This window comes from Paracoccus sp. DMF-8 (assembly GCF_029309835.1).
Classification (GTDB): Bacteria; Pseudomonadota; Alphaproteobacteria; order Rhodobacterales; family Rhodobacteraceae; genus Paracoccus.
Genome location: NZ_JARJHL010000011.1, coordinates 142,056 through 166,599, shown reverse-complemented (window position 1 = coordinate 166,599; position 24,544 = coordinate 142,056). Strand labels below are relative to the sequence as shown.

The window sequence follows — 24,544 nt, the reverse complement described above, 5'->3', positions numbered from 1 at the left end:
TCCGCATCTGCCCAGCATCCGGCGCAAGGGGCGCGCTGTCCAGTGTCAGGAACCGGATTCGCCGTCCAGAGCGGCCTTCAGCCCGTCAAGACCGTGGCTGATATAGGCGTCCATCGCAGTCACCGCGGCTTCGTCGCTGAAGCGTTCCTCGGGTTCGTTGGTCGTGTCGGCGCGAAAAAAGCTGGCGTGCCATTTGATGTCCGAACCCGCGCCGTCCGGGGTCACGGTGATGTCGTTGGTGTAGAAGCTGACCGGGAAAACCTCGATCGCTTCGGTGCCAAGTCGCCAGCGGATACTCATGTTTTCGTCGTTGATATTGTCGATGCCATCGACCAGCGTGCCGGTTTCGAATTCGACGGTGCGGCGCGCGCCCTTGCCTTCGCCTTCCATGGCGATGGATTTCACGTCGGGGTGCCATTCGGCCAGTTTCGAGGGATCCTTGACCAGCGTCCAGACCACATCCGGCGCGGCATCGACCTGAATGTTCTTGGTCGCGGTCTGTGGGGTCGGCCCATGCGCGAAGGCGGGCAGCGCCAGCGCCGCCGATATCGCAAGGGCACAAAGTCGCGTCATCATGTCAGTTTCTCCTGTCTTGACATGGTTGGGGATGGGTTACGCGGGCCATCTGACCGGCCTGATCGCGCCCGGCCCGTCGGCCATGCCGCGCCAAGCGCGATCAGGGCAGCAAGGCCAAGCAGCGGGCCCAGCCCGCGCAGGGTGCGGGTGCTGCGTCGGGGCGCGTTGGCCGCCAATGCCGCATCCAGGGCCGCCGCGCCTTCGCCAAGGCGGACAAAGCCCAGACCGCGTTCCTGGGCCAGCGCGCGCAGGTAATCGGCGCGCAGGGCGGACAGATGTTCGACGCCTTCCAGATCGGATTCGCCATAGGGGTTCTGGCGCGGATGATAGCCCGGACGTTCCGTCGCATCTGCGGGCAGGGGCCGACCCGGCTTGGCGCGTGCTGCACGTCATTCGGCCCGTAAAAGCCGGTTTCGCGGCCCAGATCGTCGAACATCGGGATCGGCGCGGGGGTGTCGCCCCCCGCCCCCACGATCACCCCGCCGGGGCTGTCGCCGCGCCAGGCATCGGGACCGGCATAGGGCAAGGGCGGGGCCTCTTGCCCGTCGGTGATCAGAACCAGCGGCACGCCAAAGCCCTGTGCGCGGGTCAGCGCATGGTTCAGCCCCTTGGCGATCATGCTGTCGCCTTCCCATGCCATGCGCCAGCTCATCGCCTGCAGGCTGCCTGCGATGCTGGCGTAATCGGCGCAGATCTCGACCGGCTCGAACAGGGTCAGGCTGCGGCGTTCGGTAAAGATCGCCAACCCGATGCGACTGCCGCAGGGCAGGCCCGAGACCCATTGCAGCAAGGTGTCGCGCGTTGCATCCAGCCGCGAAACCCCGTCCATGTCGCGCACATTCATCGAGCGCGTGACATCGACCACCACCAGCGCATCGCGCAGATCGCGCGTCATCGGCAGTTTGGGATCGGCCAGCGCGGCCAGCGCCAGCAGCCCGGCCAGCGCGGGCAAGGCCATGCGTTGCAGGATTGGGCGTTTCAGGATGCGGCGGTTCAGGATTGGGCGGTTCATGGCGCGCCCCGTGGCAGGCCGGGCAGATCGGTCCACAGTTCCGACGGCTTGATGTCGGGGTTTTCCTCGCCGTCATTGCCTTCGCGCGGCAGGTCGCGGAACAGGCGGGTCGCCAGTTCCAGATTGACCTTGGCGTCGAAATTGCCCGGATCGGCGCGCAGGGCGTCGCGATAGGCGGATTTGGCCAGATTGACCTCGGCCATCGCGCCGTCCAGATCCCGCGCCTCCAGCGCGTCATAGCCGCGCCGCATCCGGGCGTTGGCAATGGTCATGCGCGCGCCCGATTGCAGGGCGGGCGCGGCACCCGACAGGGCGGGGACCAGCGCCTCGGCCTCGGGGATGCGGTCGCGCCGGGCCAGAAACAGGATGCGGGCATGGGCGACGCGCGGGTCGGCACCATCGCGCGGTTCGGCCGCGCGCCCGGCGGCCAGATCGCGGATCGCGCGGTTGTCGGCATGATCGCCCCAGACCCGCCAGCCGAACCAGCCCGTCGCGCCCGCGGAACCCGCGACCAGCAGCACCAACAGGGCAAAGATCAGCCGCCTCATGCCCGCACCAGTGCGGGTTTAGCGGGGCGCGGGGCGTAATCGCGTTCCAGCCAACGGGCAACGGTCAGACCGGCGGCACAAAGCGCGGCCAGCAACCGGGCGAACCCGTCCAGATCACGGCGCGGCACCTGCCGTTCGGTCAGGATCGGATGCGCCTCCAGCTTGTCGATTTCGGCGACGGCCTGGGCCACGGCGTCGGGGCTGTCGGCCTCGAACGCCTGATAGGACAGGCCGAGACGTTGCAACAGCAGATGCAGATGGCGTTCGGGGCGGCGCTGCGCGGTGTCGACCTCGCCCGGGGCGGGAATGTCGAAGATCCCCCGCGATCCGGCGGTGCGCAGATACAGCCAATACAGGTTGATGCTGCGGCGGCGGGCCTCTTCGACCATGACCTCTTGCACCTCCGGCGCGATGACGCCCGCCCCGTCCGAGACCATGACGATGGCGCGCGAGCCGTCTGCGGCCGTGTCCTCCAGCATGCGCATGGCCAGCACCAGCCCGCGCCCGATATCGGTCTGCGACAGGCCGCGTTCGCCTTGCGCGGCGATCGCCGCCGAAATGGCGCTGCGGCTTTGCGTCATCGGCAACACCTGCATGGGCGAGGTCGAGAACGCGGCAATACCAACGCGATCATCGGGACGATGGGTGATGAAATCCAGCAGGATGCGGCGGGCGGCGCTGGATTTGCTTTCCTCGGCCCCGCTTGGCGCGCGGCCCGCGAAAGTGTCGTCCATGCTGGACGAACGGTCGATCAGCAGCACGATATTCGCCCCGATGCCGCGATGGGGCACGGTGCTGCCGCGCAGGAACGGCCCGGCGATGCCGACGATCAGCGCGGCGATCCCCAGCATCCCCATCGCGGTCAGCCCCCGGTCGATCAGCGCGGATGCGCCGTCGCGCGGGCGCAGGTCCAGCCGCGTCACCATGGACGGCCGCAGCCAGCGCCTGAACAGCGGCAGCAGCGCCAGCGGCAGGGCCAGCAGCACCAGCGGCCAGGTAAAGCCGATCATGCCCGCCCCCTTTCGACCGCCGCGAGGTCGCGGGCCAGCGCGCGCAGTTCCGCCCCGTCGCCATCGCGGCCAGCGGCGCGGTAAAAGGCATCATCCGACCCCGCGAAAAACCCGCCAAGCCGGTCGGTCAGGCCCGTGAATTCGGGGCGCCGTTCGATGAAACCCGGCAGGTCCGGGCCGATCAGCACCCTTCCGTAGGCCGCATCCAGCCCCCGGTGCAGTTCCTGCCGCAGCCGCGCCGCAGGCGCATCGCCAAGCCGCGCGATGCGCCGCCGGGTCCAGGTCAGGGGCCGCGCCGGGCGCGCATGGAACGGCCACCAGCCCTGATGCCACGCCAGCGCGGCCAGCGTCGCCAGCAGCGCCAGAACCGAAGCCGCCAGCCCCACCCGCGCGGGCAGCGGGTCGATCAGCCGGTAACGCGCATCCGGCAAAAGCTGGTCGGGCGAGGACGGCGCCAGAATCGGCCGCAGCGGAGAGCTGACGAAATTGAAGCCGGGCAGTTGCACGCGGCTGCCATCGCTGAGCATCAGGGGGCTGGCGGGGACTTCCCGCAGGCTGGGTTCCAGCGGAGAATAGAAATTCTGCCAGTGCAGGATGACCTCGACCCCGCTGTCGGTGTCGCGGGTCGTGACGGAGTGCAGGTCCAGCCAGTATTCCACCGCACGCGGCCGGGGCAGCGAGGCCGGATCCAGCGTAACGCCCGGCGGCAGGTCGATCCGGACGCGCTGCTCCAGTTGATCGCCCAGCCACCAGCCATGCAACCGGGGATTGTCGGCCGTGACCTCTGCCAGCGCGGGCAGCGGCAGCAGGGCAAGGATCAGCCACAGCCTCATGCCGCAGCCCCCGCAGGTGCAGGCGTCGTGACGCGGCCGGGGGGCGCAGCGGGAAACAGGCCGTGATCGGCAAGGATCGCCACCCGCACGCCGCCGGGGGCGGCATCCGCCACGGCAGGCGACAGCAGGACAGGCGCCAGCCAGATCCTCATCCGGTCGCCCCCGCAAGCGCCGCGACCAGATCGCCGACATCGACGCGGTCAAGGATTTCAACCGGATGCAGCCCGTGATCGGCAAAGACCGACATCAGCGCCGCGCGGTGATCCTGCGCGGCCCGCGCCTGCCGCGCGGCCCATTTCCGCGTCGTCAGAAAGGTCCGCCGCCGCCCGGTTTCGGGGTCACGGCCCTCGGCCAGACCAAAGCGGCCGGGCGGGTTTTCCAGACCGCTGTCGCGCAGCCAGATCGGCAGGACCGGGCGCGGGTCCAGCGCCGACAGCAGCCGGTCCAGCTCATCCGGGGTGTGGTCGAAATCCGACAGCAGGGTGACCAGAACGCGGCTTTGCGGCAGGGCCGCCGCCGCCTCGCACAGGCCGGAGACGCCGGAACCGGCGGGCACCATCGCCCGCACCTCTTCGCGCAATTCGGCGCCCAGACCGGCGCGGCGGGCGCGCGGGGTCTGCGCCAGCACCGCATCGCCGCCGACCGCCGTCAGGGCGAACAGATCGCCGCCGCGAAACGCCGCCTGCGCAAAGCCCGCAACCAGCAGCGCGGCCAGCCCCTGCCGGTCGGAACGCGCCCCCGCCGACAGCGAGGCCGATGCGTCCAGCAGCATATGCAGCACCAGATCGGTCCGGGTTTCAAAGCGGCGCACGAACATCGTCCCGAAGGGATCGGTGATCGAACGCCGCACATCCAGCCGGCGCGGATCGGGATGGGCCAGCAGCGGCGCGACATCGGCAAAGGCATCCCCCGCACCGCGCATCCGCGCGCGATGCGGCCCCGGATGATGGCCGGGCAGCGCCGCGCGCAACCGCCATGCGAGCGCGTCGAACAGGCTGATTTCGGCCGGGTCGGCTGTCATGAGGCAGGCACCGGGATCTTGTCGAAGGCGGCCTGAACCAGCGCCGGCACGATGGTTTCGCGGCGGGGTTCAAACCCCGGCGTCAGGAAAATGCGATGCCCCATGACCGGGGCCAGAACCTGCCGCAGATCCTGCGGCATCACCGCATCGCGCCCGTCCAGCCATGCGGCGGCACGGGCCGCGCGCACCAGCGCCTGCAACCCGCGCGGGCTGACGCCGCCGCGCACCAGCCGCGCCACGTCCAGCCCCTGCACCTCCAGCCCGGCGGCGGCGGGGTCGCGCAGGGCCTCGGACAGGTCAAGGACATAGCGTTGCAGGGTCGGGCTGGCGAAGGTCACGTCCTGGATCTCGCGCGCCAGCCCGTTCAACTGCCGGAACGACAGCAGCCCCTGCGGCAGGGTCGCGATCAGGCTGTCGGTGTCGTGAAAGCGCGTGTCGAAGGCCAGGGCGATGCGCTGGTCCGGGTCGGTCGGCGCGTTCACCGGCACCTCGATCATGAAACGGTCGCGGGCGGCGGCGGGCAATTCGAATGTTTCGTCCCGTTCGATCTGGTTGCGGTCGGCAAAGACCTGCAGATGCGGGAATGTCCATTCGCGACGAAAGGCGGTCAGGCTGCGTTCGGCCATCAGCCGCAACAGCAGCGCATGGACCTGAGGGCGCGCGCGGTTGATTTCGTTGAAGAAAAAGATCGACAGATCTTCGCCCTGCGACAGCACGGGGCCGGGTTCGATGCGCGGGCGGCCGTCGTCGTCGATATGGGCGGTATAGAGCATGTCGGTCGGCAGCAGGTCCACCGTGCCCTCGATCCGGGCATAGGGGCCGCCGATGATCCGGGCCACGGCGCGCAGCAGCGTCGTCTTGCCGGTGCCGACATCGCCCGCCAGCAGCACATGGCCACGGCACAGCACCGACAGCAGGATCAGCCGCACCGCGCGGGTCTGGCCGATGACCACGCCGTTCAGCGCGGTCTCGGCCTGTTGAAAACGATCGCGCCATTCGGCATGGCCGACGGTGGTGTTGCCGGAAATGTCAGCCATCATGTCCTCGTCCTTCGGGGCGCGCTGCGCATGGTCTGGAGAAAGTCCCTTGGCGAAGAGATTCCCATGCGCAGCGCATCCACCTGCTTATTCGGCAGGAGGAGCCGCAGTCTCGTCGTAGCCTTCGATCTTCTTGACGTCGAATTCGAAGGTGCCGGTCTTTTTGGCGTTGTAGATGCGCCATTCGTTGCGCTGCTGCATATTGGCCAGCGCCTCGGTCTGCTTGTTCAGCTCGGCCGGGTCGTGCTGCGGGTCGTATTGCGACCCTTCGACCTTTTCGGGGTAGCCGGGCTTGGGTTCCCAGCAGTTGCCGGGCGCCTTGCAGTTGGTGCCGTCATAGGCCAGCGCCGGGCCCGACAGGGCGAATGCGGCGGCAAGTGTCAGGGCGATCTTTTTCATCTGTCCTCCTCCTCAGGAATGATTGCCTTGCAGGGTCCTGCCGGGCGAACAGGCCGCCCGGAGGGGTGGTGCCGGGTCAGGACTGTTCGCTGTCAGCCTTGTCCTTTTCCTTGGGTTTGAAAGGGGTGAAACGGGCGCGCTGTTCCTCGGTCAGCCAGCCCGCAGTGTTCGGCTCGCCGACATAGAGGTGCCGCACCCAGGCCATCGTGTGCAGCATTTCATCCAGCGTCAGCGACCCCCACATCGGCCCCATCTGACCCGTCGCCCCGCCATACAGCGTTGAAAACAGGCCAACATCGGTGTCGTTGCTGGGATAGGTCCAGTAGTCGTCATTCAGGCCGGGGCCGATCTTGCCCTCGGCATAATGGCCGTGACACCCCGAACACATCGCCAGATACAGGTCTTCCGCCTCGGCCATGACTTCGGGATCTTCGCTTTCATTGTAAAGATTTTCGCCCGTTTCCATGAAATGTTTCACGGCTTCGGTATCACGGCCTTCTTCCATGGCGTCGTCGAAGCTCAGCGGCGATCCGTCCACGATATTGTAGAACTGCTGCTGCGCGAATGCTGCGCTGCCCGCCAGGATCGCTGCGGCTGCCACAAGGGCAAGCTTCGTTTTGCTGTGTTGGTTCATATTCAGCTTAGCGGCATCGTCGGGATGCCCTCCTCTTTCAGGATGGCGTCAATCTTGTCCTTGCCAGAGACCAGCGCCTTGTTGATGGGTTCGACCAGTTCCGGACGCGATTTCGCGATGCCCACGGCCTGTTCGTATTGCAGCGGGATGACGACACCGTCCGCACGCTCGATCCCGTTGGTGATCAGCGTCATCTTCAGCGGTTCGCGGCTGTCGCGGACGTAACGCGCGGCTTCCGGGGCAAAGATGATGCCCAGATCGGCATTGCCCGCCGACACTTCGGACACCACCAGCGAAGCCGGGATCTGGGTGTATTTGTTGCGCCGGTCCTCGAAGTTCGACAGCGAGGCGTGGTAGATCATGTTGTATTCGTAGCGACCCGTATATTTCAGGATCGTTTCCGCCGGGGTGTGATAGCGCATGGCAAAGGTGTTGAAGCCTTCCTGATCCACCGACTGCCAGGTGTCGCCGTCGAAGTTGCGATCCTGACGGGACACCAGCGCATAGCCGGTCTTGTAATAGGGATCAGAGGTCAGCAACCGCTCGTCGCCCGCATCGACGCCCACCAGCACGTCGCACAGGTTTTCATCGACACCGTCGCGAACCAGATAGATCGCATCCTTGTCGATCATCACCAGATCCAGCGTCATCCCGGTTTCTTCGGCCAGAACGGCGGCGATGCGGTTTTCAAAACCGGAACCGTCCCTGTCCGAATAGGGCGCGTCCTTGGTCGAGGCGCAGACGCGCAGGGCATTCGGGTCAACCTCGGCGGCGCCTTCGGCCGATGCGGCCAGGGGCAGCGCCATCAATGCGGTGCCGATCAGGGCACCACGCAGAGCAAGGGGTTTCATGTCATCTCTCCAGATTTTCAGGTCAGGTGCAGTCGGCCGTCGCCCGGCCGACTGTCCGTCATCGCCAGATCAGGCAGGCTGACCCGACACGTATTCACCAACCATCGGGTCAGAATACGGGCCTTCGCCATCGATCGAGAAGACCATGATGCCGCCGCCCATCTGAGTGTATTCCTGCAGGCGTTTGAAGGCACCGACAGAACCCAGACCAGCCGTCGGGTCGGCAAGGTCAAAGACCAGACCCACACCCGGCCAGCCGCCGACGCCGTAGTAAATGGCGACATATTGGCGACCATCGTGCTGATAGGTCATCGGGTGACCGATCACGCCCGAGGGCAGCTTGAATTTCCACAGCAGGTCGCCCGTGTCGCTGTCACGCGCCTTGATGAAGCCGTCCAGCGTGCCGTAGAAGGTCAGGCCGCCAGCGGTCGCCATGGTGCCGCCCCAGACGGCAAAGCGTTCCATGTGCTCCCATTTCATCTCGCCCGAGATGGCGTTATAGGCCTTGATCTGACCCAGACCCAGGGCGTTCTGACGGTCGCCTTTCGGTCCCGGATACATGTTCAGCGTCGCACCGACAAAGAACTGGCCGGCACGGTAGGGCAGCATGAACGGTTCCCAATCCATGCAGATATGGTTGATCCCCATAAAGAACAGTTCGCGTTCCGGGTCATAGCTGTCATGGCCCTGGTTGTGGTAACCCATCGCCGAAGGACAGATGTCGCGGGCCATGTGGTCCATGCGCGTGCCGAATTCCGGATCGCGCAGCGGCAGGCCGGTTTCCAGATTGACCTCTTTCACCCAGTTGACCGTATCGTCCATCTTGTCGGCCGAAACCAGGTCGCCATTGGTGCGGTCCAGCGTATAGACGATGCCGTTGCGGTCGGGGTGGGTCAGCAGCTTGCGTTCGTTGCCTTCCTTGTCCTTCTGCACCGACAGCATCATGACGTTGACGCCGGCATAGTCCCATTCGTCATGCGGGGTTTTCTGATAGGCGAATTTCGCCTCGCCCGTGGTGGCCTCACGGCCCCAGATCGCCATGGTCCATTTGTTGTCGCCCGGACGCATGGTTTCGTTCCACGGCGCCGGGTTGCCCGAACCGTAATAGAACAGATCCTCTTCGGGGTCATAGGCATACCAACCCCAGTTGGTGCCGCCGCCGATTTTCCAGGCTTCGCCTTCCCAGGTCTCCGTGCCCAGATTTTTCTGACCGTAATGCGGGTTCGGCGCGTTGAAGTCATCCGCCAGCAGCAGTTCTTCGTCCGGGCCGGTCGCAAAGGCACGCCAGCGCTGTTCGCCGGTTTTCACGTCAAGCGCCGTGACATAACCGCGAACCCCCAGTTCGGCGCCCGAGGAACCGATCACAACCATGTCCTTGATGACATAGGGTGCGATGGTCAGGGTCGCGCCGACGCGGATGTCGGCGACTTCCATCGCCCAGACCGTTTCGCCGCTTTCGGCATCCATCGCGACGACCTGACCGTCAAGCTGGGTGCGGAACACCAGAGGGCCACGGCTGTCGTCGCCCGGCCAATAGGCCAGACCGCGGTTCACCACGTCACAGCAGGCAACGGTCCGCGCGGTCGGGTTCTGCTTGGGCTTGTTTTGCCACAGGATATGGCCCGGATCGTTCAGATCCAGCGCAAAGACGGTGTTCGGGAAAGGCGTATGGACATACATCTTGTCACCGACGACCAGCGGCGTGCCTTCGTGCCCATGCAGAACGCCGGTCGAGAACGACCATGCCGGGCGCAGCTGCTTGACGTTTTCCTTGTTGATTTCGGTCATTTCCGAATAGTTCTGCGCGTTGTAGTCGCGACCGGTCATGACCCAGTTCGCCGGGTCCTTGGCCAGCTCGACCAGCTGGTCATTGGCCAGCGCGGGTCCCGCCGCGACGCCAAGCGCTATCGTCAGCGCAAGCGCCGATGTCTGACGCATCCCGTTTCGTGCTAGTCTGTTCATCACGTTCTCTCTCCCCATTCGGCAATAGGCGCCTGTCGCGATCTCCGGGTCGCCTCCACGACCGGAAGTCGGCAATCCTCCTGCGCCAACCATGTTGATTGAAACACCAGCCACCCCTGCCGTCTTGATGGGTGATGACCCGACTTTGACAGGGGATTTACCCTGCCCAAATCAGGGGGTTTCGTGTGTCAACAGCGAATGCGTCATACCATTGTGCGAAGGTTCGCAGGTTGTCTAAAACCTAAGGTGGACCTAACTTTCGAAAATCGGGACGACAGCGCCCGCGAATCATCTTCTGTCGGCGGGAGGCGCACGGAATGGTTCCCAAGCGACCCAGCACAACCGCCGTCGTGGCCGCCCTGATCATGGCCGCCGCGACCCTGTCCGCATGTCGTCAGGATGAAGATGAAACCCTGCCCGCTGCTTCGGAAACTGCTGCCGAAACCACCGCCGCGTCGCCGGCGCAAGGCAGCGCGTGGCTGGAAATCGGCGATACCGAAGATCCCGCCGGTTTTCTGGCCCGCATCACCGACACGCCCCGCGCGGATATCGAACCGCGGCTGACGGCGCTGGATGCGCAATATCGCGAAAGCGCGCGCATGGTCGTCAACCGCGCCGCCCAGCTTTGGTATGAGGTGCATGCCAATGACCCCGACCTGCCCCTGACGCAGCTTCTGGATGACCTGTCGCGCCCCGATGCGCTGCGCGACGGCGAAAGTTTCGGCCCGATCGTCCAGCAATATCTGGTCCAGCGCCGCGCCGGGGTCGATCACCCCGCCGCCGCAGAGGCCGCCCTCTCGGGCCACCCCGACGCCGCCGAAACCCCAGAGCCCAGGGTCGGCGAATGAGCCAGAGCGCCCAGATCGGCCGTGCCGAGCAGACCTCGGGCCTTGTCGGCACGATGTTCCAGCGCCGTATCCCGATCCGGCTGCTGGTCGGTCTGGTCTCGGCGGTATTCGGGCTGCTTTGATGCGTCGCCGTGGCGACCATCCTGATCGTCAACGCGCGCGAGGCGGTGAATCAGGAAATCCAGTCCGCCTATGGCATCGCCCGCGCCTCGGCCAGCATGCGCCTGCCGCAGGAAACGCGCGGCACCGATGATACCATGGCGATTGCCCGCCAGCTTGCCGATGAACTGGACGGGTTGCGCCATGTCGCCGCTGATATCACCGACCCGCGGGTGACCCGATCTATGCGCCCGACCATGCCGGAACCTCAGGATGAGGACCCGCCGCCCGCCTGGTTCGCGGCCCTGATGCGCCCCGAGATGAGCGAGGATCGCCTGGCCATCACCCGCTATCCGAACGTGCTGGGGTTCCTGCATATCTCGACCGACCCGAATGACGAAATCGCCGAAGCATGGGAGGATTTCCGCATCGTCCTGCCGGTGCTGATCGGCACCGCCCTGTCGCTGATCGCGCTGGCCGTCGGCCTGACCGTCTTTGTCCTGCGGCGCCTGCAACTGGTGCAGGATGCCATGGCCCATATTCAGGCGGGCGACCTGACCCGGCGCGCGCCGGACAGCCAGTTCGTCGAACTGGCCAGCCTTGCCGAAGCCGCGTGAACGAGCTTGCCCTCGCACCTGCAGGCGCAGCGGGCGGAAAACGATCTGTTGCAGGCCCGGCTGATCAACCTGTCCGAGGCCGAACGCGCCGCCATCGCATCCGATCTGCATGACGAAATGGGCCCCCTGCTGTTCGCGGTCCGCGCCGCCGTCCAGCAGGCCGAAGCCGCCGCGACGCAGGTCACCGGCCCCGGCCTTGCCCAGTTGAACGAGGCGCTGGACGCCATCGCCCGCCACGCCGCCGAGGTCCAGCGCGGCACCCGCGACGCGATCAACGACCTGCGTCCGATGCTGGCCGGCGACGCCAGCCTCAGCGAGCTGCTGGAAGAACTGGTCGCCTCGCTGTCGGAAATCGCGCCCGAGGGCCGCATCACACTTTCGGCGGATAAGGGCGTATCAACGAGTCATCTGGGTGAATTGTCGATCTATCGTTTCGTGCGTGAAAGCGTGCTGAATGCCTTGCGTCACGGACAGGCGGACCATATCCGGGTCTCGTTGAAGCTGTTGCGCGGCAGCGGCGCCATCGTCACCCGCGTCGCCGACAACGGCATCGGCCCCGGCTTGAACGCCAGCCCCAGCATGGGGCAGATCGGCATACGCGACCGCGCCCGCGCCCTTGGCGGCACCTATCTGCCGCCCTGGCGGGACGAAGGCTGGACCCTGACCGAACTAAGGATGCCACTCGAATGAATGCGCTGAGCGAAGCCCCCGCCAAGAACGGCCACAAGGTCCCCCGCGTCCTGATCATCGACGACCACCCCGTCGTGGTCGAGGGGTGGGAACGCATCCTGCGCGTGAATTTCCCCTGCGAAATCGCGACGGCGGCCAGCGTCATCGACGGCTGGCGGGCATGGCGCAACAACCGCCCCGACATCATCGTCGTGGACCTGACATTCGGCGACCATAAGGTCGCGGGCATCAAGCTGATCACCCGCATCCGCAGGCTGGACCCCGGTATTCCGATGCTGGTTTTCACCATGCACCGCAGCCCGATCCTGGCCCGCCGCGCGCTGGAGGCGGGCGCGAACGGCCTGATCAACAAGGATTCGGCCCCGTCCGAGGTCTGCACCGCGATCACGCAGGTCCTGCGCGGCGACAACTATCTGGACACGCGGCTGGCAACCCAGATCGCGCTGATGAACGTCCCCGGCGCCCGCAGCAAGACCGGCACCCGCCTGACCCCAAGGGAAGAGGAAATCCAGGGCATGATCACCGACGGCCTGTCCTATCGCGACATCGCCGACCGCGCCTGCATCAGCTACAAGACCGTGTCGAACGTCAGCCTTGTGCTGAAGGAAAAACTGGGCGCGAATTCCATCGCCGATCTGGTGGTCAAGGGCCTGCGCTATTTCGAAGGCGGCTGACCGACCCCACGGCTTTTGCAGACACCCCGACCATGATTTTCCGTCAGAATTCAACGCGGATCGGATCGCAATGATAATGTCTGCTATGCGGGACAAAACAGTCATTCAAACTGTTTAGCGGGGGGCGATAGTGAAATGGCATACTGTATCCATCTAGAGAGAGCGAAAGGTGCTGCGGTCACTCTTCAGGAATGGAAAGGGGTTGTTGCCAAGCACCCTCTGTTGCGCCTTTCTCAAGAAGCAGAGCGCTCGGTTGTGAACCCGGAAAGTGGCGAACGGATCAGCAGGACATCGACCGACGGTGACGCTGAAATTTGGGTTGAGGAGGCGCAGGCATGGGTCCGTGCGCTGCGATGGAGCGACGGCCGCGCCTCTGTAAACGCATCGCGAGACTTCGATGAGCCAAGCAGCTTTCTTCGCAAGCTACTGCGCCAACTTGCTGAAGACCTCAGCGCCGGCATCTACGGTGATGAAGGGGAGGAGTATCAGTAGCCGGGCAAGACTGTCCGCAATGGGCTCAAACCCCCAACTCGAATCCGGTCGAATGCCAAAAGGTCATGCCAGTGACCGCAGCCGTCAGACTGCGGTCACTGGCGGGGCGGCTTACTGTGCGGCCTGCGCGTAATCCTCGACCGGGGGGCAGGTGCAGATCAGGTTGCGGTCGCCATAGGCATTGTCCACCCGCCCAACGAGGGGCCAGTATTTGTCCACCCGGAACGCCCCCGCCGGGAAACAGCCCTGTTCGCGCGAATAGGCGCGGTCCCAGTCGGCGACCAGATCCTCGACCGTGTGGGGGGCGTGGCGCAGGGGGCTGTCTTCGGCCGCGATGCGGCCTTCGGCGACATCGGCGATCTCGTCCCGGATGGCCAGCAGGGCGGTGATGAAACGGTCGATTTCCGCCTTGGTTTCCGATTCCGTCGGTTCCACCATCAAGGTGCCCGCCACCGGCCAGCTCATCGTCGGGGCATGGAAACCGTTATCGACCAGACGCTTGGCGATATCGTCCACGGTCACGCCAAATTCGGCAAAGGGACGCGTGTCCAGAATACATTCATGCGCGACGCGGCCCCGGTTGCCCATGAACAGCACCGGATAGGCGGCCTGCAACCGGCTGGCGATGTAATTGGCATTCAGGATCGCGACGCGCGTTGCCTGCGTCAGCCCCTCGCCGCCCATCATCAGGATATAGGCCCATGAAATCAGCAGGATCGACGCAGATCCCCAAGGCGCCGCGCTGACCGCCCCCTCACCCATTCGGGGGTCGGCGGGCAGAAATGGCGCCAGATGCGCCTTGACCCCGATCGGCCCCATGCCGGGACCACCACCGCCATGCGGAATGGCAAAGGTCTTGTGCATGTTCAGATGGCTGACATCGCCGCCGACATCGCCGGGCCGCACCAGACCGACCAGCGCATTCATATTCGCGCCGTCGATATAGACCTGCCCGCCGTGGTCATGGGTGATGCCGGCAAACCTCGCGCACGGTATCCTCGAACACGCCATGGGTGCTGGGATAGGTGATCATCACCGCCGCCAGCCGGTCGCCTGCCTTGGCGGCCTTGTCGGCGAAATCTTCCAGATCGATATCGCCATTCGGGGCGGATTTGACGACCACGACCTTCATCCCGCACATCTGCGCGCTGGCCGGGTTGGTGCCATGGGCAGAAACCGGGATCAGGCAGATATCGCGATCCTCGCCCCGCGATTTGTGATAGGCGGCAATCGTCAAAAGCCCGGCATATTCGCCCTGAGCGCCGCTGTTCGGCTGCAAGGAAAACGCGTCATAGCCGGTGATCCGGCACAGCTTGTCCGACAGATCGGCAAACATCTCGTGATAGCCCGCCGCCTGATCCTGCGGCGCAAAGGGGTGCAGCGCGCCGAATTCGGGCCATGTCAGCGGCATCATCTCGGCTGCGGCATTCAGCTTCATCGTGCAGGAACCCAAGGGGATCATCGCGCGATCCAGCGCCAGATCGCGGTCGGACAGACGGCGCATATAGCGCATCATCTCGGATTCTGCGCGGTTCATGTGGAACACCGGATGGGTCAGATAATCGCTGTCACGCAACAAACCCTCGGGGATCGCGGGCGCATCGGCCGGCACCGCCGCCTCCGTGATGCCAAAGGCGTCCAGCACACGGACGATGACATCCGCATCGGTCGTCTCATCCACCGAAATCCCGACACGATCCCGCCCGACCTTGCGCAGGTTGATACCGCGATGCCGGGCGGCGGCCAGAATGCCCGCCTGCCCGACGCCGACGCGCACCGTGATCGTGTCGAAAAACGCATCCGGCGCGACCTCTGCCCCCGCCTCGCGCAGCGCATTGGCCAGCGTCACCGCATGCAGATGCACGCGCTGCGCAATCGCCCGCAACCCGACAGGCCCGTGAAACACCGCGTAGAACGAGGCCATCACCGCCAGCAAGGCCTGCGCTGTGCAGACGTTGGACGTGGCCTTTTCGCGGCGAATATGCTGCTCGCGGGTCTGCAGGGACAGGCGATAGGCCTTGTTGCCCTTGGCGTCGATGCCGACGCCGACGATCCGCCCCGGCATCGCCCGCTTCAGCTCATCGCGACAGGCCATGAACGCGGCATGAGGGCCGCCATACCCCATCGGCACCCCGAACCGCTGCGACGAGCCAACCGCGATATCCGCCCCCATCGCGCCCGGTTCCTTCAGCAGACACAGCGCCAGCAGATCCGTCGCGACAATCGCTGTGGCCCCCGCGCCATGCAGCGCCGCGCAATCATCCGTCAGATCGCGCAAATGCCCATAGGTCCCCGGATACTGGAAAATCGCGCCAAAGACCGAGGCGGCATCCAAATCCTCGGGCGCACCCAGGATCACCTCGATCCCCAACGGCTCGGCACGGGTGCGGATGACCGCGATCACCTGCTCATGCAGGTTGCGGTCGACGAAAAACGCCCGCGCCCTGGATTTGGCGCCCCGCTGCGCCATGGTCATCGCCTCGGCCGCCGCCGTCGCCTCATCCAGCAGACTGGCATTGGCAACCGGCAGGCCCGTCAGATCCGACACCATGGTCTGATAATTCAGCAAGGCCTCCAGCCGCCCCTGCGCGATCTCGGGCTGATAGGGCGTATAGGCCGTATACCAGGCCGGGTTTTCCAGAATATTGCGCTGGATCGCAGGCGGCGTGACCGTGCCGTAATAGCCCTGCCCGATCAGGTTGGTCATCACGCGATTGCGCCCGGCCACCTCACGCATCCGCGCCAGCAGGGCCGATTCCGACAAGGCGGGCCAGTCCAGACCCGCCTCTTGCCGGATCTGCGCGGGAACCGTCTGCGCGATCAGCGCCTCCAGATCCGGCACGCCAACCGCCGCCAGCATCTCGGCCATCTCTGCCGGCGAAGGCCCGATATGCCGCCGGTTCGCAAAATCATCGGGATTGTAATCGGTAGGGATCCACTTTGCCATCATCAGGCCCTGATCTGTCATGCCACGGCGGGCCCGCACCCCGGCCCCGCCTTTCTTCATCATCCAAATACCCAAAAGGGCGGCGACGTCAGCCGATCAGCGCCTGATAGGCGGCCTCATTCATGAAGCCATCGACCGCCGCGGCATCGGCGGGCTTGATGCGAAAGAACCAGGCCGCCAGCGGATCGGCATTCACATCGCCCGGCGCATCGGCCAGCGCGTCATTCACCGCCGTAATCACCCCCGCGACAGGGGCGGTGATGTCGGATGCCGCCTTGACCGATTCGATGACCACGATTTCCTCGCCCGCCTCGACCTCGCGGCCGACCTCGGGCAGTTCGATGAAAACGACATCGCCCAACTGCTCGCTGGCATGGGCGGTGATGCCGACGGTGATCTCGTCGCCCTCGGCGCGCAGCCATTCGTGATCTTCGGTATATTTCAGCATGGAATGCTCCTAGCGTTTGTAATGTGGCTGGATAAAGGGCAGGGCCGCGACCGTCACGGGCAGGCGCTTGCCGCGCAACTCGGCGAAAACCGTGGCGCCTTCGGACAGATCGGCGGGCAGTTCGGCCATCGCGACGGGACCGCCGACCGAAGGCCCGAACCCGCCCGAGCGCACGCGGCCGATCGGCGCGCCACCTTCGGCCGCCGCGAAAATCCCGACACCCTCGCGGATCGGGGCGCGACCTTCGGGGCGCAAGCCGCGACGGGTGACGGCAGGCCCGGCATCAAGCTCGGCCAGGATCACATCCGCCCCCGGAAAACCACCGGCCCGCGCGCCTCCATTGCGGCGCAGCTCGGGGATCGACCAGCCAAGCGCCGCCGCAGCAGGCGTCGTTCCGTCGTCCATGTCATGCCCATACAGCGGCATCCCGGCCTCCAGCCGCAGGCTGTCGCGGGCACCCAGACCGATCAGCGCGACCTCTGGCTGGTCCAGCAGCGCATCGGCCAGCGCGCGGGCGCGGTCATGCGGCACGGAAATCTCGAAACCGTCCTCTCCGGTATAGCCCGAGCGGCTGATCCACAATTCCGTGCCCTGCCAGTCGACATTGCGCGAGTCCATGAAACGCAGATCAGCCACGGCAGGGATCAGCCGGGCCAGCACGGGTTCGGCATCCGGGCCTTGCAGCGCCAGCAGGGACTGGTCGATGACCTCGACCGTGACGCCCTGCAACTGGCGCAGATGGGCAATGTCCTGATCGGCACAGGCGGCGTTGATGACCAAATACAGGTGATCGCCCTTGTTCGCGATCATCAGATCGTCCAGCACGCCGCCATTCGGCGCGGTGAACAGCCCGTAACGCTGACGCCACGCGCCAAGCCCCTGAATATCCGCCGGAACCAGCGTTTCCAGCCGCGCCGCGACATCATAGCCGCGCAGGATCACCTGACCCATATGGCTGACATCGAACAGCCCGGCATGGGCGCGGCAATGCAGATGTTCGCCCATCACGCCCATCGGGTATTGGACGGGCATGTCCCACCCGGCAAAGGGCACCATTTTCGCGCCACGCGCGATGTGCAGATCGTGTAATTCGGTCCGGCGCAATTCGCCCATGACAGCCCCCAAAGCATCACCTGCCGCAACAGCGCGGCCTGATGGCCGCAAAAGATGCCCCCTCTGTCCCTGCCCTCAACGGGCGCCTGAGATCGTTATCCCTTCGGCGGGCGCGGGCGCCACTCTCCAGAGCTTGTCGTCGCGAGTGGTCTTTTTGCCTGAGAGTTTACCGGGGCGGTTGCTCCTTCGGCCCTGACTTGCGCCAGCGTCTCCCACTCAGCCAAAAGTCTTAGACAGAGTTCGCGCGCCGGGCAAGTGCTTTATTCCGCTGCGGTCCTGCCGGACGCGGCCAGCGCCTCGCCGCGCGGAAAGACGAAGACGCGGTCACGGCGCAGGGTCAGCCACATGCGGGTGCCGGGTTTCGGCAGAAACACCCCCGGCAGCACGGCGTTTATCCGCGCGCCCACCTGATCAAAGCGGCCCTGATCCAACTGGAATTCGACCAGCGATTCACGCCCCATGAAGCGCGCCCGCAGGACGCGGGCACGGGCGCCCATCCCGGTTTCGGCCGTGGGCAGGGGGCCATTGCCGTTGCGGTCGAAATCGATATGGACATGCTGCGGGCGCACGACGATTTCGACGGGCGTGCCATCGGGCAGGCCGGGCGTCAGGAATTCGCCAAAGGCGGTTTCGGTCAGCGCCCCCCACGACTGGCCATCCAGCACGTTCACATCGGAAAAAAACGCCGCAGCCTGCCGGTCCAACGGGGCGTTGTAGATATTATAGGGCGCGCCGCGCTGGACGATGCGGCCGCCGCGCATCAGCAGGATCTGATCGGCCATGCGCATCGCCTCTTGCGGGTCATGGGTGACCAGCAGAACGGCGGTGCCTTCGTCCTTGAGCAGCGCAAGGGTTTCGTCGCGGATGCCGTCGCGCAGACGTTCGTCCAGCCCGGAAAACGGCTCGTCCATCAGCAGGATCCCCGGACGCGGCGCCAGCGCGCGGGCCAGCGCGACGCGCTGCTGTTCGCCACCGGACAGGGCGTGCGGGTAATCGCGGGCATGGCTTTGCAAGCGGACGCGGGCCAGCAGATCGGCAACGCGATCCGCATTCCGCCGCGCCCCGCCGGGCAGGCCGAAACCCACGTTTTCGGCAACCGTCAGATGCGGAAACAGCGCGAAATCCTGAAACATCATGCCGATGGCGCGGCGTTCGGGCGGCATATGGGTCGCGTCATCGCTGATCGCCCGCCCATCGACGCGCACCACGCCCGCATCCTGCCGGTCCACCCCCGCGACCAGCCGCAGGGTCGTCGATTTCCCGCAGCCCGAAGGGCCAAGCAGGCAGGCGACCTCGCCCGGGCGGACGGCGAATGACACGTCATCGACCACCCGCCGCCCCGCGAAATCGCGACACAGGCCCGCGACCTCCAGTCTGGCGCTGTCTTGCGGGGGCTGCACCATCCGGTCAGACCGAGATATTCGCCGCGCCGCCGTCCAGCATGATGTTCTGGCCGACCATGAAACGCGCGTGCTGGCTGCACATGAAGGCGCAGGTGGCGCCGAAATCCTCGGCCGTGCCATAGCTGCGGGTGGGAATCGCGGCCTTGCGGTTTTCACGCGCCTGTTCGATGGAAATGCCCTGTGCGCGGGCCACGCCGCTGTCCAGCCCTTCGGCCCGGTCGGTGGCATGGATGCCGGGCAGCAGGTTGTTCACGCAGACGCCGTTCGGCGCGACCGCCCGCGACATGCCCGCGACAAAGCCGGTCAGGCCAAGCCGCGCCGAATTCGACAGGCCCAGCACGTCGATGGGCGAGCGCACGGATTGCGAGGTGATATTGACCACCCGCCCCCAGCCCCGTTCCGCCATGCCCGGCACCAAGGCCTGCATCAGCGCAACGGCGGTCAGCATATTGGCATCGATCACCCGGATGAAATCGTCGCGCGTCCAGTCGGTCCATTTGCCGGGCGGCGGACCGCCCGCATTGGTGACAAGGATATCGGCCTGACCCACGGCGGCCAGCACGGCGGCGCGGCCCTGTTCGGTGGTGATATCTGCCGCGACCGGAATGACGCGGACGCCGTGACGCGCCGCGATTTCGGCGGCCGTGCGTTCCAGCGTATCGGCGCTGCGGGCGTTGATGACCAGATCCACGCCCGCCTCGGCCAGGGCCTCGGCACAGCCGCGACCCAACCCTTTCGACGCCGCGCAGACAAGGCCGCGCTTGCCCCTGATCCCCAGATCCATGACCACCTCTTTCGCTCGGATACCGGGCAAAAGACCCCAAAAGGGCCCGCTTGTCCAGTAACGCGGTGTCAGGTCGGGGTCAGAAGCACAGGATTTCCGCCTCGGCCTCGGCGCGGCGGAATTCGCCCACGATTCCGGCCATGCGCCCGCCCTGCCGGAACATGCCCGAGCGTTCGCCCGTGGTCTGGCGCATCCGCATCACGGTTTCCGCCTCGACATATTTGTCATAGGGCAGGATTTCCGAAATCTGGTCGATGGCGCAGGAACAGCGGTCCAGCATGTCGCGGGTCTGGCCGTTCGTCGACATGCAGACAAAGACGTAATCGGCCCGCGCATTGGTCGGATAGTCGTTCACCGCCTGCGCATGGGCCGAAACCGGGGCGATCAGCGCAAGGGTCAGGGCCAGCCGTTTCATTGCCGCACCATGGATATGCGAAAGCCCAGCCCCTCGGCGCTGGTCGCGGCGACCATGCTGGAGATCGGCTGTTTCGGATCGGCCACGTCGAAGGTCAGCTCCAGCGTGTCGAAACCGGCCATGCGGTCCTTGTTCTTGTCATCCTGAAAGGGGCGAAAGACGGCCTTGCGGGTGCCGTCCACCTCGACCACCTCGCCGCCGCGAAAGACGGCATCCTTGATGCGGTTGCGGATGTAGAACGGGCTGCCGCCGGTGATCCGGGCCATTTCGCGGGCCGTGGTTTCCAGAAAGAACACCAGCGCCGGATCGCCGCCCGACACGGGATAGGGGCCGATCGTGCGTTTGAGATGCGGCGTGTCTTCGTGCAGTTCCAGCACCGCTTCCCCGTCCGAGGCATCGACGGCTTCCGCCAGTTCGATGCGCCCGTCGGTGACCGGCACAAAGCCCTCGACCGTGGCGGGGCCTGCGACATCCAGCCGCCATGTGATCGTCCTGTCGCCAAGCTGCCGGGGGCCGCGTTCGGCAAATACCAGTTCACCTGCCTCGTCTGCGAAAGCGGGTGCAAGGCCCAGGCCGGTCGCCAAAGCGGCCCAGAGCGCCAGCGGGCGCAATATCTTCATCTCGGTCTCTCCCTCCGATATGGTCCAGCCTGCATCCGCTTGCGGCGCGGCAAAAGCCGATGCCCGGATGGCTGGTCCCTTTGTCTTAGGTCAGGACGCGCTGCAACAGCATCGCGCAGCTCTTCGCTGCGGACGGGCTTTTCCATCAGGGGCACGTCGATGCTGGCGCAGGCGCGGGTGATATCCGCATCGCGTTGCGCGGTGACCATGATCGCCGGAATGCCGCTTTGCGCGGCCTCTCGCAATTGGGAAATCGCCTGCAATCCGGTTTCGCCATTGTCCAGATTGTAATCGGCCAGAATCAGATCGGGCGGTTCGTCGCCCATCGTGGCCAGCGCCTCGGAAGTCCCCCCCGCGATGCGCGGCACCATGCCCAGTTGGTCGCGCAAGACCAGTTCATAGGCGCGGCGCATGCTGGGGTCGTTTTCGACGACCAGCACGACACGGCCGCGCAGCGTATCGGCGGAATCCGCGACGGCGACGGTGTGCAATTCCTCGACCGGGGCGACCAGCGGCAGGCCGACGCGAAAGACCGTGCCGCGTCCCTGTTCGCTGTCGACGGCGATGGGATGGGCCAGCTTGGCGCAGGCGCGGCGCACGATCGACAGGCCCAGCCCCATGCCGGGCGCGGTGCCTTCGCGGCCGACGCGCTGGAATTCGTCAAAGATGCGGCTGCGATCCTCGGCCGGGATGCCGATGCCGGTGTCCCAGATCTCCAGCCAGGCCTGCTGGCCGCGCCGACGCACACCGACCAGCACCCGCCCCGATTCGGTGTATTTGATCGCGTTCGAGATCAGATTCTGCGCGATGCGCCGCAGGAATGTCGGGTCGCTGTCCACCACCACCGAGGTCGGCACAAAGGTCAGCGCCAGCCCCCGGACCTCGGCCATGGGGGCATATTCGACCGCCAGACGGCGCAGCATTTCACCAAGGTTGACGGGTTTGCGGTGGAATTCGATACGCTGGCTGTCCAGCCGCGAGATGTCCAGAACCGCATGCATCAGTTCCTCGACCGATTCGAAGGCGCCGGTCAGGCGTTCGGCCAGTTCCTTTTGCAGCGGGTCCAGTTCGGTATCGGTCAGCGCAGTCAGAAACAGCCGCGCCGCAGACAAGGGTTGCAGCAGGTCATGGCTGGCCGCGCGCAGAAAGCGGGTTTTCGACCGGTTCGCTTCTTCGGCCGCGGCGCGGGCCACGGCCAGTTCGCGGTTCTTTTCCGACAGATCGGCCAGCGCGCGTTCCAGTTGGCGGGTGCGGGCCTCGACCTCTTGCTCCAGCGCGACGGCGGCCTGAAACATCGACCATGCTGATCCCCGGCTGTCCTCCAGCCGGTCGATGCGGTCGATCAGCACATCGGTGATGCGGTTCAGTTTCTCGACACGCCGTTCAGGGCTGTCCTCCAGCCGGTGCAGCATCATGTCGGGGCCATCATGTCGGGGTGGGCGGCACGATGGCCATGCCCACAAAGGTCTGGTTGACATGCATGCCGCTGTGCTGTTCGCCATAGGTGTTGAAGCCGGCGACGCGATAACGCCGGAAAATCCCCGACATTTCATCGCGCAGGCCCGCGCGTTCCAGCGCAAGGCGGCGCAGCACGCAGTCAAAGCCCAGCACCATCACCGGCGGGCGCGGCAGCCGGTCCACGGCATCGGCAAAGCCCTGGGTCAGCCCCTCGACCCGGCCAAGGCGCAGGATCGTGCCCGCCTCGATCGCGGACATCAGTTCCAGCCCGCCGTCGGGGGTGACCCCGCGAATGGCACGGACATGGTTGCGCCGCCCGACGCGCAGGATCAGCGGGTGGCGGGCGAAATCGGTGGGTGTCAGATTGTCCGGGGCCAGCCGCGCCAGCCGCGCATATTCCACGGCGGCGGGTTCGGCGTTCAGTTCCAGAATGGTGCGGTTCTGCGGATCGGCGGCCGTCACCACCGCCCGGTCCGCCGTCGCGCTGAAATGGGCAAAGGTGATTTCCGACACGGCGAAATCGGTTTCGACAAGAATGAAGATCGCGGCCCCGGCCCGATCCTCGCCATTCACGATCTGGCAGGTCCGGCCAAAGCGCAGCCCGTCCGCCGAGGATCCGCCGACCACCGGCACGCCGGGGATCGTCGCATCCAGCGTGGCGACCAGCACGTCCTCGTGCCCGGCAGAGCCATCGGCCAGCAGGATGCCGAATGCCGCGCGGCGCGGATCATGGGCAAAGCCGGTGCGGAACTGGCGCAGTTGCGACATCCAGCGCGACACCGGGATATGTTCCTGTTCGGGCAGCACGCAGACCGCCGCGCGAAAGCTTTGCGCGGGAAAGGCGATGGCCGTGACCGTGCCGGCGCAATAGCCGCCCGGCCCGATTTCCCCGGCCGAGGAACAGCCGACGATCTGGCAGCCATCGGGCAATTCGGGTTGCAGGCGGCGCGACAGCGGCAACAGATGCTTGCCGTCCGAGGCGAAGATCAGCACCAGCCCCGGTTTCGCGGGCGCGATCCGGGCCAGCAGATCGGCGGCCGCATCCTCGCTGCTTTCATCCGCCGTGACAACGACGGGCGCGGCCAGCGATATCGCCGCCACGTCACGCCGCATCGGCCAAGGCGCGGTTGCACCCTGCATGCCCTGCATCATGTCGCACCCCGGATCATATCATGCCCCGGCGCCGGACGCATTGCCCGGATGCCCTGCCCCGTCGCTTGCCCTGTCGTCGGGATCATGTCGGCTCGAACAGGCGGACGGTGTTGGCCAGCAGGACGGCCTGCGTGCGGCGCCGCGCGTTGATCTTGGACATGATCGCGGTGATATGCGTCTTGACCGTCGCTTCGGCGATGGACAGCTCGTAGCTGATTTCCTTGTTCGCCTTGCCCTGACAGATCAGGCGCAGGATCTTCATCTGCTGCGGCGTCAGGCTGGCGAAACGGCGGGCCAGTTCGACGCGGGCACCGTCTTCTTCGCCTGCGGCATCGGGTTCATAGCCTTCGGGGGTGACGCGCTCGCCGTCCCACATGCGGCGCAGGCTGTCGACCAGCGCCTCGCGGCCAAGCGATTTGGAAATATAACCCTGCGCCCCCGCAGCCATCGCGGCCCCGATCATGGCGTTTTCCAGATCGGCAGAAATCATCGTGATCGGCACATCGGGGATCTGACGGCGCAGCGTCACCAACCCTTCGGAGCCGCGCGCATCGGGCAGGTTCAGGTCCAGGATCACCGCATCCGGCGCGCCAAGCGTGCGGATCTGTTCAACCGCCGCCGACAGGCTGCGGGCCGTGCGGACATTTTTCAGGCCAAAGCTGATCTTCAATGTCAGTGCCAGCGCATCGCACATCAGCGGGTGGTCATCGACGATCAGAATTTCACGGACACGATCCGCCGACGGGCGCGGCTGGTTCGATTTTTCCTGCGTAGCTATGGTTGTCATCGTTTTCCTCCCAAAAACGAGACAGACGGGAAGGCCCGTCCGGCTTGGCTGCAATCTTACGTCACGCCCCGCTTTGCGCAAGTGGGCTATGCGCGCCATCTACGACTTTGGTAG

26 protein-coding genes, 2 pseudogenes and 1 riboswitch are annotated in these 24,544 nt (G+C 65.7%); of the genes and pseudogenes, 6 read left to right on the top strand and 22 right to left on the bottom strand.

From position 1 onward, the window contains the following. Window positions 1-45: 45 nt before the first annotated feature. The 12 genes and pseudogenes from PE067_RS12300 to PE067_RS12245 all read right to left on the bottom strand — a co-directional run bounded on the left by PE067_RS12300 (window position 46) and on the right by PE067_RS12245 (window position 9,859). The gene (locus PE067_RS12300) at window positions 46-576 is read right to left on the bottom strand and encodes an SRPBCC family protein (RefSeq protein ID WP_276189652.1); all 531 of its coding nucleotides are present in this window, start codon (window positions 574-576) and stop codon (window positions 46-48) included. A 100-nt stretch (window positions 577-676) separates the two neighbouring features. Then, entirely contained in the window at window positions 677-1,588 is a 912-nt protein-coding gene (locus PE067_RS12295; protein ID WP_276189650.1) for a VWA domain-containing protein, read from the bottom strand. Continuing rightward, a complete protein-coding gene (locus PE067_RS12290; RefSeq protein ID WP_276189649.1) occupies window positions 1,585-2,136 on the bottom strand; it encodes a hypothetical protein in 552 nt (183 codons plus the stop codon). The genes PE067_RS12295 and PE067_RS12290 overlap by 4 nt, the downstream gene beginning before the upstream one ends. Beyond that, entirely contained in the window at window positions 2,133-3,146 is a 1,014-nt protein-coding gene (locus tag PE067_RS12285; RefSeq protein ID WP_276189648.1) for a VWA domain-containing protein, read from the bottom strand. Before PE067_RS12285 ends, PE067_RS12290 begins: the two co-directional genes overlap by 4 nt. Beyond that, the gene (locus PE067_RS12280; protein ID WP_276189647.1) at window positions 3,143-3,979 is read right to left on the bottom strand and encodes a nonribosomal peptide synthetase MxaA; all 837 of its coding nucleotides are present in this window, start codon (window positions 3,977-3,979) and stop codon (window positions 3,143-3,145) included. Before PE067_RS12280 ends, PE067_RS12285 begins: the two co-directional genes overlap by 4 nt. After that, window positions 3,976-4,131 (bottom strand): hypothetical protein, encoded by a 156-nt coding sequence (locus tag PE067_RS12275; protein ID WP_276189646.1) that lies wholly within the window; start codon window positions 4,129-4,131, stop codon window positions 3,976-3,978. The genes PE067_RS12280 and PE067_RS12275 overlap by 4 nt, the downstream gene beginning before the upstream one ends. Further along, on the bottom strand, window positions 4,128-5,000 hold the full coding sequence (locus tag PE067_RS12270) for a hypothetical protein (protein ID WP_276189645.1): 873 nt from the start codon (window positions 4,998-5,000) through the stop codon (window positions 4,128-4,130). Before PE067_RS12270 ends, PE067_RS12275 begins: the two co-directional genes overlap by 4 nt. Further along, window positions 4,997-6,037 (bottom strand): MoxR family ATPase, encoded by a 1,041-nt coding sequence (locus PE067_RS12265; RefSeq protein ID WP_276189644.1) that lies wholly within the window; start codon window positions 6,035-6,037, stop codon window positions 4,997-4,999. The genes PE067_RS12270 and PE067_RS12265 overlap by 4 nt, the downstream gene beginning before the upstream one ends. An 87-nt stretch (window positions 6,038-6,124) precedes the next feature. After that, entirely contained in the window at window positions 6,125-6,436 is a 312-nt protein-coding gene (locus PE067_RS12260) for a methanol dehydrogenase (RefSeq protein ID WP_276189643.1), read from the bottom strand. A 76-nt stretch (window positions 6,437-6,512) separates the two neighbouring features. Further along, window positions 6,513-6,989: pseudogene (moxG, locus tag PE067_RS12255) on the bottom strand (cytochrome c(L), periplasmic); the annotation flags it as partial. An 83-nt stretch (window positions 6,990-7,072) separates the two neighbouring features. Then, a complete protein-coding gene (gene moxJ, locus PE067_RS12250; protein WP_276189642.1) occupies window positions 7,073-7,921 on the bottom strand; it encodes a methanol oxidation system protein MoxJ in 849 nt (282 codons plus the stop codon). Between the two features lie 69 nt (window positions 7,922-7,990). After that, complete coding sequence (locus PE067_RS12245) at window positions 7,991-9,859, bottom strand: methanol/ethanol family PQQ-dependent dehydrogenase (RefSeq protein ID WP_276189641.1); 1,869 nt, start codon at window positions 9,857-9,859, stop codon at window positions 7,991-7,993. A gap of 341 nt (window positions 9,860-10,200) precedes the next feature. Between PE067_RS12245 and PE067_RS12240 the strand changes: the two genes are divergently transcribed. The 6 genes from PE067_RS12240 to PE067_RS12215 all read left to right on the top strand — a co-directional run bounded on the left by PE067_RS12240 (window position 10,201) and on the right by PE067_RS12215 (window position 13,303). Beyond that, window positions 10,201-10,731, top strand: coding sequence for a protein moxZ (locus PE067_RS12240; RefSeq protein WP_276189640.1), 531 nt, complete (start codon window positions 10,201-10,203; stop codon window positions 10,729-10,731). Further along, window positions 10,728-10,853 carry a hypothetical protein gene (locus PE067_RS12235; protein WP_276189639.1) on the top strand — a complete coding sequence of 42 codons (126 nt, stop codon included), beginning with the start codon at window positions 10,728-10,730 and terminating at the stop codon, window positions 10,851-10,853. The genes PE067_RS12240 and PE067_RS12235 overlap by 4 nt, the downstream gene beginning before the upstream one ends. 9 nt (window positions 10,854-10,862) lie before the next feature. After that, window positions 10,863-11,447 (top strand): LapD/MoxY N-terminal periplasmic domain-containing protein, encoded by a 585-nt coding sequence (locus PE067_RS12230; protein ID WP_276189638.1) that lies wholly within the window; start codon window positions 10,863-10,865, stop codon window positions 11,445-11,447. Window positions 11,448-11,453: 6 nt separating this feature from the next. Further along, window positions 11,454-12,137 (top strand): histidine kinase, encoded by a 684-nt coding sequence (locus PE067_RS12225; protein ID WP_276189637.1) that lies wholly within the window; start codon window positions 11,454-11,456, stop codon window positions 12,135-12,137. Further along, window positions 12,134-12,811, top strand: coding sequence for a response regulator transcription factor (locus PE067_RS12220; RefSeq protein ID WP_276189636.1), 678 nt, complete (start codon window positions 12,134-12,136; stop codon window positions 12,809-12,811). The genes PE067_RS12225 and PE067_RS12220 overlap by 4 nt, the downstream gene beginning before the upstream one ends. Window positions 12,812-12,946: 135 nt before the next feature. After that, window positions 12,947-13,303, top strand: a complete 357-nt coding sequence (locus tag PE067_RS12215; protein WP_276189635.1) for a hypothetical protein — start codon at window positions 12,947-12,949, stop codon at window positions 13,301-13,303. Window positions 13,304-13,414: 111 nt separating this feature from the next. On the opposite strand, the pseudogene gcvP reads toward PE067_RS12215, so the two are convergent. The 10 genes and pseudogenes from gcvP to PE067_RS12165 form a co-directional block, all read right to left on the bottom strand. Further along, window positions 13,415-16,250, bottom strand: a pseudogene (gene gcvP / locus PE067_RS12210) (aminomethyl-transferring glycine dehydrogenase). Window positions 16,251-16,338: 88 nt separating this feature from the next. Next, a complete protein-coding gene (gcvH, locus tag PE067_RS12205) occupies window positions 16,339-16,698 on the bottom strand; it encodes a glycine cleavage system protein GcvH (RefSeq protein WP_276189634.1) in 360 nt (119 codons plus the stop codon). Window positions 16,699-16,707: 9 nt separating this feature from the next. Further along, window positions 16,708-17,811, bottom strand: a complete 1,104-nt coding sequence (gene gcvT / locus PE067_RS12200) for a glycine cleavage system aminomethyltransferase GcvT (protein WP_276190023.1) — start codon at window positions 17,809-17,811, stop codon at window positions 16,708-16,710. Between the two features lie 136 nt (window positions 17,812-17,947). After that, window positions 17,948-18,036, bottom strand: a riboswitch (glycine riboswitch). Window positions 18,037-18,071: 35 nt separating this feature from the next. After that, window positions 18,072-19,214: an ABC transporter ATP-binding protein gene (locus tag PE067_RS12195; RefSeq protein ID WP_276189633.1), complete on the bottom strand. Its 1,143-nt coding sequence runs from the start codon at window positions 19,212-19,214 to the stop codon at window positions 18,072-18,074. Window positions 19,215-19,218: 4 nt separating this feature from the next. Then, the gene (locus PE067_RS12190; protein ID WP_276189632.1) at window positions 19,219-19,998 is read right to left on the bottom strand and encodes an SDR family oxidoreductase; all 780 of its coding nucleotides are present in this window, start codon (window positions 19,996-19,998) and stop codon (window positions 19,219-19,221) included. Window positions 19,999-20,077: 79 nt separating this feature from the next. Then, the gene (locus tag PE067_RS12185) at window positions 20,078-20,413 is read right to left on the bottom strand and encodes a hypothetical protein (protein ID WP_276189631.1); all 336 of its coding nucleotides are present in this window, start codon (window positions 20,411-20,413) and stop codon (window positions 20,078-20,080) included. Then, entirely contained in the window at window positions 20,410-21,033 is a 624-nt protein-coding gene (locus PE067_RS12180) for a hypothetical protein (protein ID WP_276189630.1), read from the bottom strand. The genes PE067_RS12185 and PE067_RS12180 overlap by 4 nt, the downstream gene beginning before the upstream one ends. Further along, window positions 21,030-22,448 (bottom strand): hybrid sensor histidine kinase/response regulator, encoded by a 1,419-nt coding sequence (locus PE067_RS12175; protein WP_276189629.1) that lies wholly within the window; start codon window positions 22,446-22,448, stop codon window positions 21,030-21,032. The genes PE067_RS12180 and PE067_RS12175 overlap by 4 nt, the downstream gene beginning before the upstream one ends. Window positions 22,449-22,458: 10 nt before the next feature. Beyond that, window positions 22,459-23,631: an FIST N-terminal domain-containing protein gene (locus PE067_RS12170; protein WP_276189628.1), complete on the bottom strand. Its 1,173-nt coding sequence runs from the start codon at window positions 23,629-23,631 to the stop codon at window positions 22,459-22,461. A 94-nt stretch (window positions 23,632-23,725) separates the two neighbouring features. After that, the gene (locus tag PE067_RS12165) at window positions 23,726-24,430 is read right to left on the bottom strand and encodes a response regulator transcription factor (protein WP_276189627.1); all 705 of its coding nucleotides are present in this window, start codon (window positions 24,428-24,430) and stop codon (window positions 23,726-23,728) included. Window positions 24,431-24,544: the final 114 nt, after the last annotated feature.

Excerpts from the sequence above, each read along its gene's own strand:
- PE067_RS12300 (WP_276189652.1), bottom strand. The coding sequence starts at position 576 with ATGATGACGCGACTTTGTGCCCTTGCGATATCGGCGGCGCTGGCGCTG.
- PE067_RS12295 (WP_276189650.1), bottom strand. The coding sequence starts at position 1,588 with ATGAACCGCCCAATCCTGAACCGCCGCATCCTGAAACGCCCAATCCTG.
- PE067_RS12290 (WP_276189649.1), bottom strand. The coding sequence starts at position 2,136 with ATGAGGCGGCTGATCTTTGCCCTGTTGGTGCTGCTGGTCGCGGGTTCC.
- PE067_RS12285 (WP_276189648.1), bottom strand. The coding sequence starts at position 3,146 with ATGATCGGCTTTACCTGGCCGCTGGTGCTGCTGGCCCTGCCGCTGGCG.
- PE067_RS12280 (WP_276189647.1), bottom strand. The coding sequence starts at position 3,979 with ATGAGGCTGTGGCTGATCCTTGCCCTGCTGCCGCTGCCCGCGCTGGCA.
- PE067_RS12275 (WP_276189646.1), bottom strand. The coding sequence starts at position 4,131 with ATGAGGATCTGGCTGGCGCCTGTCCTGCTGTCGCCTGCCGTGGCGGAT.
- PE067_RS12270 (WP_276189645.1), bottom strand. The coding sequence starts at position 5,000 with ATGACAGCCGACCCGGCCGAAATCAGCCTGTTCGACGCGCTCGCATGG.
- PE067_RS12265 (WP_276189644.1), bottom strand. The coding sequence starts at position 6,037 with ATGGCTGACATTTCCGGCAACACCACCGTCGGCCATGCCGAATGGCGC.
- PE067_RS12260 (WP_276189643.1), bottom strand. The coding sequence starts at position 6,436 with ATGAAAAAGATCGCCCTGACACTTGCCGCCGCATTCGCCCTGTCGGGC.
- moxJ (WP_276189642.1), bottom strand. The coding sequence starts at position 7,921 with ATGAAACCCCTTGCTCTGCGTGGTGCCCTGATCGGCACCGCATTGATG.
- PE067_RS12245 (WP_276189641.1), bottom strand. The coding sequence starts at position 9,859 with ATGCGTCAGACATCGGCGCTTGCGCTGACGATAGCGCTTGGCGTCGCG.
- PE067_RS12240 (WP_276189640.1), top strand. The coding sequence starts at position 10,201 with ATGGTTCCCAAGCGACCCAGCACAACCGCCGTCGTGGCCGCCCTGATC.
- PE067_RS12235 (WP_276189639.1), top strand. The coding sequence starts at position 10,728 with ATGAGCCAGAGCGCCCAGATCGGCCGTGCCGAGCAGACCTCGGGCCTT.
- PE067_RS12220 (WP_276189636.1), top strand. The coding sequence starts at position 12,134 with ATGAATGCGCTGAGCGAAGCCCCCGCCAAGAACGGCCACAAGGTCCCC.
- PE067_RS12215 (WP_276189635.1), top strand. The coding sequence starts at position 12,947 with ATGGCATACTGTATCCATCTAGAGAGAGCGAAAGGTGCTGCGGTCACT.
- gcvH (WP_276189634.1), bottom strand. The coding sequence starts at position 16,698 with ATGCTGAAATATACCGAAGATCACGAATGGCTGCGCGCCGAGGGCGAC.
- gcvT (WP_276190023.1), bottom strand. The coding sequence starts at position 17,811 with ATGGGCGAATTGCGCCGGACCGAATTACACGATCTGCACATCGCGCGT.
- PE067_RS12195 (WP_276189633.1), bottom strand. The coding sequence starts at position 19,214 with ATGGTGCAGCCCCCGCAAGACAGCGCCAGACTGGAGGTCGCGGGCCTG.
- PE067_RS12190 (WP_276189632.1), bottom strand. The coding sequence starts at position 19,998 with ATGGATCTGGGGATCAGGGGCAAGCGCGGCCTTGTCTGCGCGGCGTCG.
- PE067_RS12185 (WP_276189631.1), bottom strand. The coding sequence starts at position 20,413 with ATGAAACGGCTGGCCCTGACCCTTGCGCTGATCGCCCCGGTTTCGGCC.
- PE067_RS12180 (WP_276189630.1), bottom strand. The coding sequence starts at position 21,033 with ATGAAGATATTGCGCCCGCTGGCGCTCTGGGCCGCTTTGGCGACCGGC.
- PE067_RS12175 (WP_276189629.1), bottom strand. The coding sequence starts at position 22,448 with ATGATGCTGCACCGGCTGGAGGACAGCCCTGAACGGCGTGTCGAGAAA.
- PE067_RS12170 (WP_276189628.1), bottom strand. The coding sequence starts at position 23,631 with ATGCAGGGTGCAACCGCGCCTTGGCCGATGCGGCGTGACGTGGCGGCG.
- PE067_RS12165 (WP_276189627.1), bottom strand. The coding sequence starts at position 24,430 with ATGACAACCATAGCTACGCAGGAAAAATCGAACCAGCCGCGCCCGTCG.